This is a genomic window from Streptomyces sp. NPDC054883 (assembly GCF_053610645.1).
The window spans coordinates 39,362-53,948 of the sequence record NZ_JBSGYT010000003.1 but is presented as its reverse complement, the minus strand read 5'-3'; the positions used below and the strand labels follow the sequence as shown (position 1 = coordinate 53,948).

The window sequence follows — 14,587 nt, the reverse complement described above, 5'->3', positions numbered from 1 at the left end:
GACGTGCAGCCAGCAAAAGAAACACCCGAGCGGATCCCAGGGCGGCCGGGACGGCTCCACCGGGCCCGCGCGCTCTACCGCAACGTGTCCAAGCGCAAGATGGGCTGGCTGCTGCTCAAGGACACCGTCAACTCGTGCGTCGAGTACCGCATCCTCGGTCTGGCCGCCGAAGCTGCCTTCTTCACCCTCCTCTCGCTCCCGCCGCTCTTCGTCGGCCTCCTCGGCCTGCTCGGGTACGTGGACGGCTGGACGGGCGGCACCTTCGTCGCCAGCATCGAGGAGAACATCCTGCGGGCGGTCGGCACCGTCCTGTCGGACCGGGGCGTCAACGAGATCGCGCGACCGATGCTGGACGACGTGACCCGCGGCGGCCGCCCCGACCTCATCTCCATCGGCTTCGCCTTCGCCCTGTGGTCGGGATCGCGGGCCGTCAACGTCTTCATCGACACCATCACGGTGATGTACGGCCTCGACGGGCAGCGCGGCATCGTCAAGACCCGGCTGCTGGCCTTCCTGCTGTACGTGGTCGCCCTCGTGATCGGCGCGATCGTGCTGCCGCTGATGGTGGCCGGCCCCGACGCGGTGGTGCGGTGGGTGCCGTGGAGCACGGAAGTGATCGCGGTGCTGTACTGGCCGACCGTCACGCTGCTCTCGATCGTCTTCCTGACCACGCTCTACCACGTCTCCGTTCCCGTCCGGTCCCCGTGGATCGAGGACGTGCCCGGCGCGCTCGTCGCCCTGGCCATGTGGGTGCTCGGCTCGTTCCTGCTGCGGATCTACCTGACCAACACCGTCGAGGGACCGACGATCTACGGGTCCCTGGCCGCGCCGGTGGCGGTGCTGCTGTGGATCGGTGTCTCGGCCTTCGCCGTCCTCGTCGGCGCGGCCGTCAACGCCGCCATCGACCGGGTCTGGCCGTCGCTGGCCACGGCGGCGGCGCGCGAGGCGAACGAGCGGGTGCGGGAGGCGGAGGCCGCCCAGCTGGTGGCGCGGGCGGCGGCCTGGCGGGCGCTGGCCGAGGGGGAGTCCGAGGACGACGAGGACGCCGGCATGCCCTCGGAGTTCCCCGAACGCTGGTCGAACTTCCTGCCGCCGGACGACTATTCGGCGCGCCTGCGCAAGCACTGACGGCGGGGCCGGGCAAGCGCTGACGGCGGTCCCGCGCGAACGGGCGGAAAAAGAGTTGGCGTTGGCGGGAGCGGCGTTGTTACGGTGGGCCCGTTCCCGCCGCACGGTAGCGGGACGGCCAGTTCGTGCATGACCCGGAGGTGAGTCCATTGATGACTGTCGTGACGCAGGGCGCTGCCCGCACTCGGACCGTCAATGCCACCTCCGTGGCCTCCGGCTGACCTCACACCTACCCGTGCGCCGCCGAGCGCGCGCTGCCGGGGCCACCCTGTGAAGGGTTCCCCTTGTCTTTCTCCTCTTCTGGTTCTTCTTCTCCGGACGGCTCCTCCGCTCACACCCTCGCCGCCTTCGGCTGGGACGACGCGTGGGCGGCCGAATTCGCCCCGTACGAGGCGCAGGGCCTGCTCCCGGGCCGCGTCGTACGGGTCGACCGGGGCCAGTGCGACGTCGTGACCGCGGCCGGCACCGTCCGCGCCGACACCGCCTTCGTCACCCCGCACGACCCGTTGCGGGTCATCTGCACGGGTGACTGGGCGGCAGTCGAGCCGGCCGGCAACCCCCGCTACGTGAAGGCGTACCTGCCGCGCCGGACCGCCTTCGTACGGTCCACCTCCTCGCAGCGCTCCGAGGGGCAGATCCTCGCCGCGAACGTCGACCACGCCGTCATCGCGGTCTCGCTCGCCGTGGAGCTCGACCTGGGCCGGATCGAGCGCTTCTTGGCGCTCGCCTGGGAGTCGGGGGCGCAGCCGCTGGTCGTCCTGACCAAGGCGGACCTCGTGCCGGACCCGACGGTGCTGGCCCATCTGGTCCAGGACGTGGAGACCACCGCGCCGGGGGTGCACGTGCTGACGGTGTCGTCCCTGACGGGGGAGGGCACGGACGTCCTGGCCGCGGTGGTGTCGGGCGGCACGAGCGTGCTGCTGGGCGTCTCCGGGGCCGGGAAGTCGACCCTGGCCAACGCGCTGCTCGGGGCGGAGGTGATGGAGGTCCAGCAGATCCGGGACGTCGACGGCAAGGGCCGGCACACCACGACGACGCGCAACCTGCTGGCGCTGCCGGACGGGGGCGTGCTGATCGACACCCCGGGGTTGCGGGGCGTCGGGCTGTGGGACGCCGAGGCGGGGGTCGGGCAGGTGTTCGCGGAGATCGAGGACTACGCCGCCGACTGCCGTTTCCACGACTGCGCGCACGTCGCGGAGCCGGGGTGCGCGGTGCTGGGGGCGGTGGAGTCGGGGGCGCTGGCGGAGCGCCGGCTGGAGAGCTACCGGAAGCTGCTGCGGGAGAACCAGCGGATCGTGGCGAAGACGGATGCCAGGGTCCGGTCGGAGCTCCGGCGGGACTGGCGGATGAAGTCGGCCGAGGGCCGGGCCAACTATTCCGCGAAGCGGGCCGGGAGGTTCTGACGGCCCGGGCGGCCGGGGCGGTTCGTCCGCGGCGCGGTTGCGCGGAGCGGCCCCGGCTGCGCCGGGCTCTCCGGGGCTCCGCCCCGGACCCCGCGCCTCAAGCGCCGGCGGGGCTGGATGTGGGGCTCCGCCCCGGACCCCGCGCCTCAAGCGCCGGCGGGGCTTGGGTTGCTCCCGGCGGGGCTGGGGTCGGGGTCCAGGCCCCAGGTGATGACGTGGGCCGGGTGGATGCGGATGACCTCCGGGCTGAAGTGGGGGCCCAGGGCGTGGGTGCCGACCTCCAGCGCGGCGCGGCCGCGGATCTCGATGCCGCGGACGCGCCACGGGCGCGTGCTCACCAGGTCGTCGACCACCAGCGACAGCCGCGGGTTCGCCTTCAGGTTGCGCCACTTCTTCGTCGTTCCCATCGCCCTCCCGCCCACCAGGATCGTGCCGTCCTCCTGCGGGAAGAACCCCACCGGGTTCGCCTGCGGCTGCCCGCCGGGGTCCACCGTGGCCAGCCGGCCCAGGCGCTGGGACCGGAGGTACGACAGTTCCGCCTCGCTGAAACCCTTGAACGCCGTCGTCGTCATACCGGCAGCCTCGCACCCCGGCCCGGACCCCGCACCGGGCCGGCTCAGGCCTGGAGGACCGCGGCCACCCAGGCCGCCGTGACCATCAGGCAGGCCAGCAGCTCCACCAGCACGCTCGTCCCCACCGCCCGCATCACCGCCCGGACCGACGCGCGGGCCTCGCCGGCGGAGCCCAGGCGCAGGCGCTCGCTCAGGTAGGCGCCGCCCACGAAGCCCGGCACGGCTCCCAGCACCGGCACCAGTACGAAGCCCAGCAGCGCGCCCGCCCCCGCGTACACCACCATCCGGCGGTGGATCCCCACCCCCCGCAGCCGCCGCGGCGGCAGCAGCCAGATCACCACCTGCACCACCAGCAGCAGCCCCGTCGACGCCACCAGCAGGATCCACGCGGCCGAGGAGCGCTCGTTCAGGGCCCACCACAGCACCCCGGCCCACACCAGCCAGGTCCCCGGGACGCCCGGCACCATCACTCCCAGCAGCCCGAGCAGCAACACCAGCCCCACCAGGAGCAGCTGAGGCAGATCCATCTGCTCAGCGTGACCGACCGGGCCCTATCGGGCCACCCAGCCCCGCTCGTACGCGTACCAGCCCAGTTGCAGCCGGGTCGTGACCCCGGCCAGTTCCATCAGGCCCTTGACCCGGCGCTGCACCGTGCGCAGGCCCAGTTCCAGGTGCTTCGCCACGCTCGAGTCCGTCATCCCGGCCAGCAGCAGGCTCAGGACCTCCAGGTCGGTGGCGTCCGGGGTGCCCGGCGACTGCTCCGCCGAGCCCGTCGTGCCCAGCCGCAGCGGGAGGGACTCCCGCCACACCGCCTCGAACAGGCCCGACAGGGACTCCAGCAGGCCCGACGCGTGCACCACCAGGGCCGTCGGTTCCGCGCCCGGCGCCGTCAGCGGCACCATGGCCAGGTTCCGGTCCGCGATCACCAGCTTCGTCGGCACCCGCGCCGTCACCCGGACGTGCTCGCCGCGCGCCAGCGCCGTCGTCGCCTCGCGGATCCCCGTCGGCTGGGTGAGTACCTCCCGCTCGATGACGACCCGGTAGGCGACGCCCCGGACGACGGCCCGTTCCTCCGCCTCGTTCTCCGCGCCGGTCACCACCTCCGGGCGGCTGTCCACCAGCGCGCGCACCTCCTCCACCGCCCCCAGCTGGAGCTGTACGAAGCGGTGGGCGACCGCGCTCGCGCCCGTCACCACCTCCACCAGGTCGTGCACCGACTGTTCGGCGGCCTCCGCCCGGTACTCCTGCGCCAGCAGCGCCGCCGCCAGCTCCGCCCGCTCCAGCTCGTGCCGCTGCCGGTTCAGCAGCGCCCCCAGCGCCACCCCGGGCGGGGCCGCCACCCAGCGCCCCGGCCGGGCCGAGGACCGCGCCGCCAGGCCGTGGCGTTCCAGGTGCCGCAACGCTCCCTCGGTCTGCCGCACGGGAAGGGACAGCCGGTGCGCGAGATCCGGCACCTCCGCCGCGCCCAGCGCCACCAGCGCGCGGTACGCCGACTCCTGGCCCTCGTCCAGGCCTATCGCACCCAGCAACCCGTCCACCCACCCCTTCGTACCGTTCCTGGCGGGAAGCGGCCACGGCGCGAACCCGCCGCAGCCATCATCGCCGCACCGCCCGGCCCTCTGCCAAGGTGAGGGCACCGCAGTAGAACATCCGCAGGCCACGAGCCACGCCGCGCGGGAGTCCCGCCGTCCGCACCGAGGCGGATCCACGGTCGCGGCGGGCGCCCGCACCCCGGACGGTCGAACGGGAAGGCGGAAATCGCCGGCCCGTACGACAGGAACGCGAAGGGCCCACCGGGCGGCGGCCCGGTGGGCCTCTTTCGTGCATTCGGCGTTTTCCGCCCCTGCGGGCGGCCGAGAATAGCCGCATGAGTCAGCGGCGCGCGGACGACTGGTGGCAGAAGCTCTACGAGGACCAGGGCGCGGGGCCCGAGCCCGATCCGGAGGACACGCTGGACCACCGCTACCACTCGGCGGTGGTGCTGGTGAAGGACGGGGAGGACACCGCCGCGGCGGACCCGCCGGGGTCCCTGCTGCCCGGGCCGCGCCGGGAGGCGGAGCCCGCGCCCCCCGGCGAGGAGCCGCCGCCCGACCCGCGTCGGCCCGGGCCGACGGGCTACGCCCTGGGCGGGGTGACCGTGCCCCCCGCGGCTCCCGAGCCGGCCGCGCCCCCCACCGAGCCCGGGCTGCCCCCGCGCCCCCGGAGCGCACCGGGCGGCGGCACCGGGGCCGCGTCCGCGCCGCCCGCGGACGTCCGGCCCGCCGCCCCCCACCGGGCGCCCGCCCCCGTCGCGGAGCCGCCCGGCCACGACCGGGCCGGCCGACCAGACGTACGCCACCTCGGCGACCGGGCCCCGACCTACGCGGCCGAGCCGGGCGCCCTGCCCGAGGCCGACCCGGCCGCGCTGGGCGACCTCACCCCCGACACCGTTCTGGAGGGGGCCCGCTACGGCACCTACACCCTGCGCGCCGCCTCGCTGCGCGGGGACTCCGCCCGGTTCCGCGGCGAGGGCCGCCGGGACTTCCTGCTGACCGCCCGCTTCGGCAGCGGCGACGACGCCCTGGTCCTGGTGGCCCTGGCGGGGGGCGACCGGGCCGCGCCCGGTGCCCGGGAGGCCGCGGCCGAGCTGTGCCGGGCCGTTGCGGCGGCCGTCGGGCGGAGCCGGCAGCGGCTGGCCGAGGACATCCGGGCCGACAGCCGCGAGGCCCTGCGCTCCGGGCTCCAGCGGCTCACCGACCGGGGCTACGGACGGCTGCGGTCCCGCGCGGCCGAGCTGGGCCTGGCCGAGGAGGGCTACACCGCCGGGCTGCGCGGGCTGCTGCTGCCGGTGGACCCGCGGTGCCGCACCCGGGTGTGCTTCGGCGCGGGCGCGGGCGGGTTCTTCCGGCTGCGGGGCGGCCAGTGGCAGGACCTGGAACCGGAGGACGCCGCGCACCCCCCGGTGGACGCGGCCGGGGGCTTCCGCTTCCGTGCCTCGGTGGCCCGGCCCGGTGACACCCTGCTGCTCTGCTCGGGTGGTCTCGCGGCCCCGATGCGCGAGGAGGGGCTGCTCCCGGCCGAACTCGCGGCCCGCTGGTCGCAGGCCGAACCGCCCGGCCTCGCGGCGTTCCTCGCGGACGCCCAGCTGCGCCTCAAGGGCTACGCCGACGACCGGACGGCCGCCGCGGTCTGGGAGGCGTAACCGGGCGGTTCGTGCGTGGATGGAAGGCGCACGCGGCACAGCCGAACCGGAGAGGGCGGCCCTTCCATGGCCAAGCAGAACGTGGCGGAGCAGTTCGTCGACATCCTCGTACGCGCGGGCGTGCGGCGGATGTACGGAGTCGTGGGCGACAGCCTGAACCCGGTCGTGGACGCCATCCGCCGGACGGACGGCATCGAGTGGATCCAGGTCCGCCACGAGGAGACGGCCGCCTTCGCCGCCGGAGCCGAGGCCCAGATCACCGGCCGGCTGGCCGCCTGCGCGGGCTCCTGCGGTCCCGGCAACCTGCACCTGATCAACGGCCTGTACGACGCGCACCGCTCGATGGCCCCGGTGCTGGCGCTGGCCTCGCACATCCCCTCCGGCGAGATCGGGCTCGGGTACTTCCAGGAGACCCACCCGGACCGGCTGTTCACCGAGTGCAGCCACTACAGCGAGCTGATCTCGAACCCCAAGCAGATGCCCCGGGTGCTGCAGAGCGCCATCCAGCACGCCGTCGGCCGCAGCGGCGTCGGCGTGATCTCGCTGCCCGGCGACATCGCCTCCCTGGCCGCCCCCGCGAAGACGGTCGAGCACGCCCTGGTGACCGCGCGGCCGACCGTACGGCCCGGGGACGGCGAGATCGAGAAGCTGGTCCGGCTGATCGACGAGGCGGACCGGGTCACCCTCTTCTGCGGCAGCGGTACCGCCGGGGCGCACGCCGAGGTCATGGAGTTCGCCGACCGGGTCAAGGCACCGGTGGGACACGCCCTGCGCGGAAAGGAATGGATCCAGTACGACAATCCCTTTGACGTGGGGATGAGCGGGCTGCTCGGCTACGGCGCCGCCTACGAGGCCACCCACGAGTGCGACCTGCTGATCCTCCTCGGCACCGACTTCCCGTACAACGCCTTCCTCCCCGACGACGTGAAGATCGTCCAGGTCGACATCCGCCCCGAACACCTCGGTCGCCGCTCCCAGTTGGACCTGGCCGTCTGGGGTGACGTACGGGAGACCCTGCGGGTGCTGAACACCCGGGTGCGCGCCAAGACGGACCGCCGCTTCCTGGACCGGATGCTCAAGAAGCACGCGGACGCGCTGGAGGGCGTGGTCAAGGCGTACACGCGCAAGGTGGAGAAGCACACCCCCATCCACCCCGAATACGTCGCCGCCGTCCTGGACGAACTGGCGGACGACGACGCCGTCTTCACCGTGGACACGGGCATGTGCAACGTATGGGCGGCACGCTATCTTTCGCCGAACGGCAAACGGCGCATCATCGGTTCCTTCAGCCACGGCTCCATGGCCAACGCCCTTCCCCAGGCCATCGGAGCACAGTTCACCGACCGCGGCCGTCAAGTGGTCTCGATGTCGGGTGACGGCGGATTCTCGATGCTGATGGGAGATTTCCTCACCCTGGTGCAGTACGGGCTGCCCGTCAAAGTGGTCCTCTTCAACAACTCGTCCCTCGGAATGGTCGAGTTGGAAATGATGGTTTCCGGCCTGCCCTCGTACGGAACCACGAACCGGAACCCGGATTTCTCCGCCATCGCCCGCGCGGCCGGCGCCTACGGAGTGCGCGTGGAGAAGCCCAAGCAGCTCACAGGGGCTTTGAAGGACGCGTTCCGGCACAAGGGGCCTGCGTTGGTGGACATCGTGACCGACCCCAACGCCCTGTCGATTCCACCCAGGATCAGTGCCGAAATGGTGACCGGTTTCGCTCTTTCCGCCAGCAAGATCGTGCTGGACGGAGGAGTCGGCCGAATGGTTCAGATGGCGCGATCCAACCTGCGCAACGTGCCGCGTCCCTGAGCCCGCAGGAGTGCGGATTGCCCCGGGGGGCATGCATCCCGTAGACCTGTTCGAGAGTACGGGTCGATTCGGAGAGGCGAACAGCGGGGGAGGTACATCGCCGTGCGGGTGGGGGCGAAGACCGGAAAGCAGTGGAGGAGAGGGCGGCCGGTGCCGCGGGAGCCGTCCGCGGAGGGCGGCCCGGCGGTGGACGCGCCGGAGATCGTGCACAGCGTGCGGCGGGCGGACCTGAAGGCCGTGGGGGAGGTCCGGCGGTCGCTGCGGGAGCTGATGCGCCACCGGTGCCGGACGGACGCCACCGAGGTGGCGGAGCTGCTGATCACCGAACTCGTCACGAACGCCCTCGTCCACACCGAACAGGGCGCGGAGGTGTCCGCCTGCGTCGCCGACACCCGGCTGCGGGTCGAGGTCCGCGACTACGCCGCCCGCGGGCCCCGCCCGTACGTACCGTCCGCCGACGACGGTACGCACGGCAGGGGGCTGGTCCTGGTGCAGGCGCTGGCCGACGACTGGGGCGTGGACGCGCTGGCCCCCGGAGCCGGCAAGGTGGTCTGGTTCGAACTCGACGCCTGAGGGCCGGCCGGGGGCGCGTACTCAACCGCGCCCCCGACCGGCCCCGGCGTGTCCGGTCAGCCGAACTGCTGTTCGAGGTCCTTGAGTTTGCGCTCCAGGGAGTCGAGCCGGGGGATCGTCTGGGTGTCGTCCTCGGCGGTGAGGTCGACCGTACGGGGACCGGTCGGATCAACCGCTTCGGTTCCGGTCACGGCCTGCAGGGAGGGCCGGCGTCGCAGGGGCAGCTGCTCCGCTTCCGATATGGCCGGCTCCGCGCCGACCGGCGCGGAGCCCGACCCGGGGGCCAGCCCCGGCAGTTCGACCTGGCGGCCGCGCGAACGCCCGAACGCCCTGTTCTGCCGGCCCAGCGCCTTGATGCGCGCCCGGTCGAGCCGGTTCTGATCGCGCCTGCGGTGCCGGTCCTGCTCCTTCTCGCGCTTGTCCTCCCGCACTTCGTCCACGGCCTCGTCGAGGGTGCGGACCCCTTCCAGCAGCATGAGCGACCACGCGCCGAAGGTCTCCCGGGGTGCCCGCATCCAGCGGACCATCCGGATCTGCGGCAACGGCCGCGGGATCAGACCCTGTTCGCGCAGCGCGGCCCGGCGGGTCTGCTTGAGCGCACGGTCGAAGAGGACGGCCGCCGAGAGCGACATGCCCGCGAAGAACTGCGGGGCGCCGTCGTGGCCGCTGCCACGGGGTGCGTGCACCCAGTTGAACCAGGCCGCCGCGCCGGCGAACAGCCAGACCAGCATGCGCGAGCCCAGCGCCGCGTCACCGTGGCTGGCCTCGCGGACCGCGAGCACCGAACAGAACATCGCGGCGCCGTCGAGGCCGAACGGGACGAGGTACTCCCAGCCCCCGGACAGGTTCAGGTTCTGCCGGCCGAAGCCGACCAGCCCGTGGAAGGAGAGCGCCGCGGCGACGGCCGCACAGCAGAACAACAGGACGTACGAGGCGGTGCCGTAGACGGCCTCCTTGCGCCGGCGCCGCTCCTCGCTGCGCTCCCACGTGTCCTCGGCCGCGGCCTTCTCGCTCTCGCGCTTGCCCCGGGCCAGTACCGCCACTGCCGCAAGTACGCCCAGGATCAACAGGCCGCCGGGCAGCAGCCAGTCCAGCGATATGTCGGTCAGTCTCATGCGGATGTCCTTGCCTCGCGTATGCGGCTTTCCGGGCGCCATAGTGGCGCAGCCGGCCGGCCGTCCATGCGGGTTTCGGGCCAAGTGGACGCCTTCGGGGGGCGGCGCACGCCGGATAGGGTGTTGTGTCTCGAACTGGATGCCGCACTGACGGGATCGCGTTCGAATGAAGGTCACCCGCACGGGTGGGTTGCACAGGGCCCGGCCGGGGCGATGCGGGGCCGGAGGGGTCAGGCCGTCGTCGTGAGGCGGGCGACGCGGTCGGTGTCGCAGGTGCGGGGACAGGTCAGACAGGTGTCCTCGGGGCGGATCGTGTAGAAGAGGCAGCAGCCGGCCCGGTCGCGGGTGGGCAGCGGGGCTCCGTCGGGGCCCGGGAGCGTACGGAAGCCGGCGCCCGTGGGGTACGGGGCGGTCGAACCGGGCAGCAGCGCCTCCAGCTCGGCCACGGCCCGCTCCTCCTCGCCGAGCAGCTGTCCGGCGTACCAGAGGCCTTCCACGACCTCGTCGGTCACCATTCCCCACAGGGCGCGGCGGCCGCGCCGCATGCGGGGGCCGAAACCTTCCAGCACGGGTCCGAGGTGCCCGGCAACGGCCTCTCGCACCTCCCGGCGCAGGGCGTCCTCGTCGGGTACGACCCGGGCTCCGGGGAGGGCGGCCGCGGGGTCGCCGGGGAGGCAGGCGAAGCCGTCGGCGTGGACGGCGAGGCGGCCGAGGGTGCGGTGGAACGCCACCCGGGCCGGGCGCGGGACGCGGCGGTGCAGGAACCACGGGACGGTGATCAGCAGGCAGGCGGGCCAGGCGTAGCGGTGGAACCCGAAGCCGGCCACGACGTCGGGGCGGCCGGGGCGGCCGTAGTCCCGAACCACCTGGGCGGCGTCCCAGTCGAGGTAGCCGTCGAGGGCCGGGCCGCCGGCCGCGAGCTCCGCGGCGCTGATCCATCCCGCGCCGCGGGGCAGCGGGTCGTGGGCGCCGAGCTCGGTGATCTCCAGGGCGGGGCAGACCTCGGTCAGGTGTCGGTAGGCGGCTGTGACGGCTGAGGTCCGGAGGGGCATGGCGGCACACCGATCGCTGATCGTTGAAGGTAAGCCTTACCTTACTGGATCAGTGCCTGCGGTGGGGCGGGGGACGGGCCGGCCGGGTCGCCTATTCTCGGAGCAGGTCGAGACCCGGAGGAGGACCGAGTGCACGAGACGGCCCACGACCGGGTGACGGCCGAGTCGGCGACGGAGACGGTTCCGGTGCAGGACGTGCGCCGGCATTCGGTGCGGCGGCATTCGGTGCGCGGGCAGGTGCTGGACGCGCTGCGCGCGGCACTGGTCGACGGCGAGCTGGTACCCGGCGAGATCTACTCGGGTCCGGCGCTGGGGGAGCGGTTCGGGGTCTCCGCGACGCCCGTGCGCGAGGCTATGCAGCAGCTGGCGCTGGAGGGGGCGGTGGAATGCCTGCCGAACCGGGGGTTCCGGGTGCTGAGCCGCAGCCCGCAGGCGCTGGCGGAGCTGGCGGAGGTACGGGCGCTGCTGGAGGTACCGGTGATGCTGAGGCTGGCGCGGGACGTACCGGCCTCGGCCTGGGCCCGGCTGCGGCCGGCGGCCGCGGCGACGGGGGAGGCGGCGCGGGCCGGTGACCTCGCGGCGTACGGGGAGGCGGACCGGGCGTTCCACCGGGCGGTGCTGTCGCTGGCGGGGAACGACCAGCTGGTGCGGTTGGCGGAGGAGTTGCACAGGCGGGCGATGCTGCCGCTGCCGGGTGCGCCGAGGGTGCGGCGGGCGGAGCTGGTGGCGGATGCGGAGGAGCACGCGGCGCTGCTGGAGGCGTTGATCGCGGGGGAGGTGGGGGCGGTGGAGTCCCTGGTCCGGGACCACTTCACGGGCGCGCCCGCCTAAGCCGCCCGGCCGCCCCGGCCGCCCCGGCCTTTCCGGGGCTCCGCCCCAGGCCCCGCGGCTCAAACGCCGGCGGGGCCGGGTCTGCCCGGCGGCCTGGAATTGCCGGGCGCCGGGCCTCGGACTTCCCCGGCTACCGCTGGGAGGTGCCCCCACACGGGGATGGCCGGGCGCCGGGCCGCAAACGCTGCCGGGGCTAAATGGCCCCCCGGGCACATCGAGCCTCGCCGGCGATCGAGGCGCGGGGTGCGGGGCGGAGCCCCGGAAAGCCTGGCGGGTCGGGTACGCCCCGGTCAGCGGCTAGGCAGGGGTGGGGTGGAGTTGGTCCGCCAGCCAGGTGGGGATGCCGCCCAGGAGGTGGAAGAGGCGGCGGGCTTCCGCGCGGAGGCGGGTGGCTTCCGGCTCCGGTTCGGCTTCGGCCAGGGCCGCCAGGGCCGGGGCCGTGCCGATCAGGAAGCCGAGTTCCTCACGGATGCGCAGGGACTCCGCGAAGCCTTCGCGGGCCTCCGCCACCTCCCCGTCCCGCAGGGACAGCGCCGCCAGGTGGCGCCACGTGAACGACAGCAGCAGCGCGTCCCCGTGCGCCGTCGCCCCCGCGTGCGCCCGGTGGTACGCCGGTCGGGCCGCCTCCGGGGCGTCCGCCAGGTGCTCGGCGACCAGGCCCCGCCGGAAGTCGAGCAGCGGGCGGCTGGCGGACCCGGGCGACAGCAGCGCCGCCGCCCGGCCCAGCGCCGAGCGCGCCTCGTCCGCCCGGTCGCGGACCCCGAGCACCGTCGCCGCGTACGCCAACTGGCCCCGCTCGCACGCCGCCGCGCCCCGCTCCTCGTCGTCCTGCGCCACGGCCTCCGCGATGCGCAGGGCGTCCTCCGCCTCCGCCCAGCCCTGGCCGGTGAACAGGCACCGCTCCACCAGCAGCGCGGTCCGCTGCACGGTCGCCCGGGCGCTGCCCGCGTGGGGCGTCAGCAGAGCCGCCGCGTCGGTCCAACAGCCGCGCGAGCGCAGCCGCCATATGGCCCGCTGGAGGGGGTCGTCTCCCCCCATCGTTCCGGCACCGGACATGGCGGTATCCGCCACATTGCCCTCCCCAAAGCAATCGAGCAGCACGTCGTTGAGCCCTGGGGCGAAATGAGAGCACGGATCGGCGGCTCCGGCCAAGGGGTCGGGTGAACTCTTTCACAAAGTCCGGACGGCTCGTCAGCCGTTTGCACCGACTGCCGGCGCGATTTCCCCGGTGCCGGGTCAGCTCATGCGCAGTGCCAGGAAGAAGTCCAGCTTGTCCTCCAGCCGCGAGAGGTCACGCGCCGTCAACTGCTCGATCCGCCCGACCCGGTAGCGCAGGGTGTTGACGTGCAGGTGCAGCCGGGTCGCGCAGCGGGTCCAGGAGCCGTCACAGTCCAGGAAGGCCTCCAGGGTCGGGATCAGCTCGGCCCGGTGGCGGCGGTCGTAGTCCCGCAGCGGGTCCAGCAGCCGCGCCGTGAAGGCCCGCCGGACGTCGTCCGGGACGAAGGGCAGCAACAGCACGTGCGAGGCCAGCTCGTGGTGGCCCGCGGCGCACACCCGGCCCGGGCGGGCGGCGGCGACCCGGCGGGCGTGCCGGGCCTCCTCCAGCGCCCCGCGCAGCCCCTCGGCGGAGTGCACGGCCGCGCTGACGCCCAGCGTGAGCCGCCCGTCCTCGGCCAGACCGGCCGCCAGGGGCTCCCGTACGGTCGCCAGCAGTTCGTCGGCGTGCAGCGCGGAGTCCGGACCCTTCTCCTCTCCGGGCTCCCCGGGAAGCGCGGGCAGCGGTACGAGGGCGATGGCCTCGTCACCCGCATGGGCCACCGCGATCCGGTCGGACGGCTCCGGTCCCGACAGCGTCGGGTCGACCAGGATCTCCTCCAGCAGCGACTGGGCCACCGGGCCGCCGGGGATGTCCCCGTTGTCCCAGTCGACCCGGGCCACCACCACCTGCCAGTGCGGGGCGGCACCCAGCCCGGGCAGCAGCACCGGCGCGGCCACCCGCAGGCGGGCGGCGATCTCGGCCGGCGGGGCACCCGTCTGGACCAGCTCCAACACCTCCTGGGCCAGGCGGCGGCGCACCGTGCGGGCCGCGTCGCGCCGGTCCCGCTCGACGGCGATCAGCTGGGTGACGCCCTGGAGCAGGTCGAGCCGCTCGGCCGGCCAGTCGCCCGCGTCGGCCTCGACGGCGAGCAGCCAGTCGGACAGTACGCTCTCGCGCACGTCACGGGTGACGGTGCCCGGGCCGCGCCCGTGTCCCCTGATCGGGAACAGCGAGTAGGTAATACCCTGGAGCGAGATCCGGTGGGGCCCCCTGCGGCCCGTCCGGACCGCTGCGAGGTGCTCGCTGGCCAGCGTCGCGCAGACGCCCGGTGCCAGCGGCTCGCCCGCCCCGGCGATCTGCCGGCCGGTCGGGGAGAGCACCCAGGCCCGGAGATCGAGGTCCGTGGTGAGCAGATCGAGCACCACATCGGGGCCGCCGCCGGCCGGACCCGATGTCATCAGTCGGCGGTGCCGGTCCACGACCGCCGCCAGGTCCCCCGCGCGCTCCCCGGAGACCTGCCGCACGACGTATTCGGTGATCGTGGCGAACGCGACGTCTTCGTTCACGGCGAACAGCGGCAGCCGATTGCGCAGGCAGGCCGATACCAGGTCGTCGGGGATGTCTCCCAGTTCCGCCTCGCCGGCCGCGAGCCCGGCGACCCCCGCACTCGCAAGGATTCGTACGAAAGGCTCGGAGTCGGCTGAATTTCTTCGCCACGCCAGGCCGGTGAGGACAAGTTCGCCTCCGGAGAGGTATCGGCTGGGATCCCTCAGGTCGGTCGTCATGACCCCGCGGACCGTCCGGTCGAGTTCTTCCTCGCCGCCCAGCAGCCGCAGCCCAAGCGCCTCGGTTTCCAGCAGTGCGCGCAGCCGCATGATGTCGCCG

At 73.9% G+C, this 14,587-nt stretch carries 13 protein-coding genes; 6 read left to right on the top strand and 7 right to left on the bottom strand.

The window, feature by feature from the left end; genetic code table 11:
- Positions 1 to 3: 3 nt before the first annotated feature.
- Entirely contained in the window at positions 4 to 1,128 is a 1,125-nt protein-coding gene (locus ACWGH1_RS03890) for a YihY/virulence factor BrkB family protein (RefSeq protein ID WP_453356326.1), read from the top strand.
- A 284-nt stretch (positions 1,129 to 1,412) separates the two neighbouring features.
- Positions 1,413 to 2,531 carry a ribosome small subunit-dependent GTPase A gene (gene rsgA, locus ACWGH1_RS03885; protein ID WP_453356327.1) on the top strand — a complete coding sequence of 373 codons (1,119 nt, stop codon included), beginning with the start codon at positions 1,413 to 1,415 and terminating at the stop codon, positions 2,529 to 2,531.
- Between the two features lie 146 nt (positions 2,532 to 2,677).
- On the opposite strand, the gene ACWGH1_RS03880 is transcribed toward rsgA, so the two are convergent.
- Genes ACWGH1_RS03880 through ACWGH1_RS03870 form a run of 3 tightly spaced genes read right to left on the bottom strand, consistent with a single transcriptional unit; the run spans position 2,678 to position 4,632 of the window.
- The gene (locus tag ACWGH1_RS03880; protein ID WP_453408398.1) at positions 2,678 to 3,103 is read right to left on the bottom strand and encodes a PPOX class F420-dependent oxidoreductase; all 426 of its coding nucleotides are present in this window, start codon (positions 3,101 to 3,103) and stop codon (positions 2,678 to 2,680) included.
- 44 nt (positions 3,104 to 3,147) lie between these two features.
- A complete protein-coding gene (locus tag ACWGH1_RS03875; RefSeq protein WP_453357293.1) occupies positions 3,148 to 3,630 on the bottom strand; it encodes a DUF456 domain-containing protein in 483 nt (160 codons plus the stop codon).
- A gap of 24 nt (positions 3,631 to 3,654) precedes the next feature.
- Complete coding sequence (locus ACWGH1_RS03870; protein WP_453357295.1) at positions 3,655 to 4,632, bottom strand: helix-turn-helix domain-containing protein; 978 nt, start codon at positions 4,630 to 4,632, stop codon at positions 3,655 to 3,657.
- A gap of 338 nt (positions 4,633 to 4,970) precedes the next feature.
- Between ACWGH1_RS03870 and ACWGH1_RS03865 the strand changes: the two genes are divergently transcribed.
- From ACWGH1_RS03865 to ACWGH1_RS03855, 3 genes are all read left to right on the top strand, one after another.
- Entirely contained in the window at positions 4,971 to 6,284 is a 1,314-nt protein-coding gene (locus tag ACWGH1_RS03865; RefSeq protein ID WP_453408397.1) for a protein phosphatase 2C domain-containing protein, read from the top strand.
- Positions 6,285 to 6,350: 66 nt separating this feature from the next.
- Positions 6,351 to 8,093, top strand: a complete 1,743-nt coding sequence (locus tag ACWGH1_RS03860; RefSeq protein ID WP_453356884.1) for a pyruvate dehydrogenase — start codon at positions 6,351 to 6,353, stop codon at positions 8,091 to 8,093.
- 213 nt (positions 8,094 to 8,306) lie between these two features.
- Positions 8,307 to 8,666: an ATP-binding protein gene (locus ACWGH1_RS03855; RefSeq protein WP_453356886.1), complete on the top strand. Its 360-nt coding sequence runs from the start codon at positions 8,307 to 8,309 to the stop codon at positions 8,664 to 8,666.
- 56 nt (positions 8,667 to 8,722) lie between these two features.
- Here the strand turns inward: ACWGH1_RS03855 and ACWGH1_RS03850 are convergent, their stop codons facing one another.
- Together ACWGH1_RS03850 and ACWGH1_RS03845 are read right to left on the bottom strand one after the other, a co-directional pair.
- Positions 8,723 to 9,781, bottom strand: a complete 1,059-nt coding sequence (locus ACWGH1_RS03850; RefSeq protein WP_453408396.1) for a DUF2637 domain-containing protein — start codon at positions 9,779 to 9,781, stop codon at positions 8,723 to 8,725.
- Positions 9,782 to 10,011: 230 nt separating this feature from the next.
- On the bottom strand, positions 10,012 to 10,833 hold the full coding sequence (locus ACWGH1_RS03845) for a (2Fe-2S)-binding protein (RefSeq protein ID WP_453357244.1): 822 nt from the start codon (positions 10,831 to 10,833) through the stop codon (positions 10,012 to 10,014).
- A 153-nt stretch (positions 10,834 to 10,986) separates the two neighbouring features.
- Between ACWGH1_RS03845 and ACWGH1_RS03840 the strand changes: the two genes are divergently transcribed.
- Positions 10,987 to 11,664, top strand: a complete 678-nt coding sequence (locus tag ACWGH1_RS03840) for a GntR family transcriptional regulator (RefSeq protein WP_453408419.1) — start codon at positions 10,987 to 10,989, stop codon at positions 11,662 to 11,664.
- A 297-nt stretch (positions 11,665 to 11,961) separates the two neighbouring features.
- On the opposite strand, the gene ACWGH1_RS03835 is transcribed toward ACWGH1_RS03840, so the two are convergent.
- A complete protein-coding gene (locus tag ACWGH1_RS03835) occupies positions 11,962 to 12,720 on the bottom strand; it encodes a hypothetical protein (RefSeq protein WP_453354233.1) in 759 nt (252 codons plus the stop codon).
- A gap of 180 nt (positions 12,721 to 12,900) precedes the next feature.
- Positions 12,901 to 14,577: a PucR family transcriptional regulator gene (locus tag ACWGH1_RS03830; protein WP_453354234.1), complete on the bottom strand. Its 1,677-nt coding sequence runs from the start codon at positions 14,575 to 14,577 to the stop codon at positions 12,901 to 12,903.
- Between the last annotated feature and the right edge of the window lie 10 nt (positions 14,578 to 14,587).

What these genes read in the sequence shown, in the direction of transcription:
- ACWGH1_RS03880 (WP_453408398.1), bottom strand. Translation starts at nt 3,103, where the DNA reads ATGACGACGACGGCGTTCAAGGGTTTCAGCGAGGCGGAACTGTCGTAC.
- ACWGH1_RS03875 (WP_453357293.1), bottom strand. Translation starts at nt 3,630, where the DNA reads ATGGATCTGCCTCAGCTGCTCCTGGTGGGGCTGGTGTTGCTGCTCGGG.
- ACWGH1_RS03865 (WP_453408397.1), top strand. Translation starts at nt 4,971, where the DNA reads ATGAGTCAGCGGCGCGCGGACGACTGGTGGCAGAAGCTCTACGAGGAC.
- ACWGH1_RS03860 (WP_453356884.1), top strand. Translation starts at nt 6,351, where the DNA reads ATGGCCAAGCAGAACGTGGCGGAGCAGTTCGTCGACATCCTCGTACGC.
- ACWGH1_RS03850 (WP_453408396.1), bottom strand. Translation starts at nt 9,781, where the DNA reads ATGAGACTGACCGACATATCGCTGGACTGGCTGCTGCCCGGCGGCCTG.
- ACWGH1_RS03845 (WP_453357244.1), bottom strand. Translation starts at nt 10,833, where the DNA reads ATGCCCCTCCGGACCTCAGCCGTCACAGCCGCCTACCGACACCTGACC.
- ACWGH1_RS03835 (WP_453354233.1), bottom strand. Translation starts at nt 12,720, where the DNA reads ATGTCCGGTGCCGGAACGATGGGGGGAGACGACCCCCTCCAGCGGGCC.
- ACWGH1_RS03830 (WP_453354234.1), bottom strand. Translation starts at nt 14,577, where the DNA reads ATGCGGCTGCGCGCACTGCTGGAAACCGAGGCGCTTGGGCTGCGGCTG.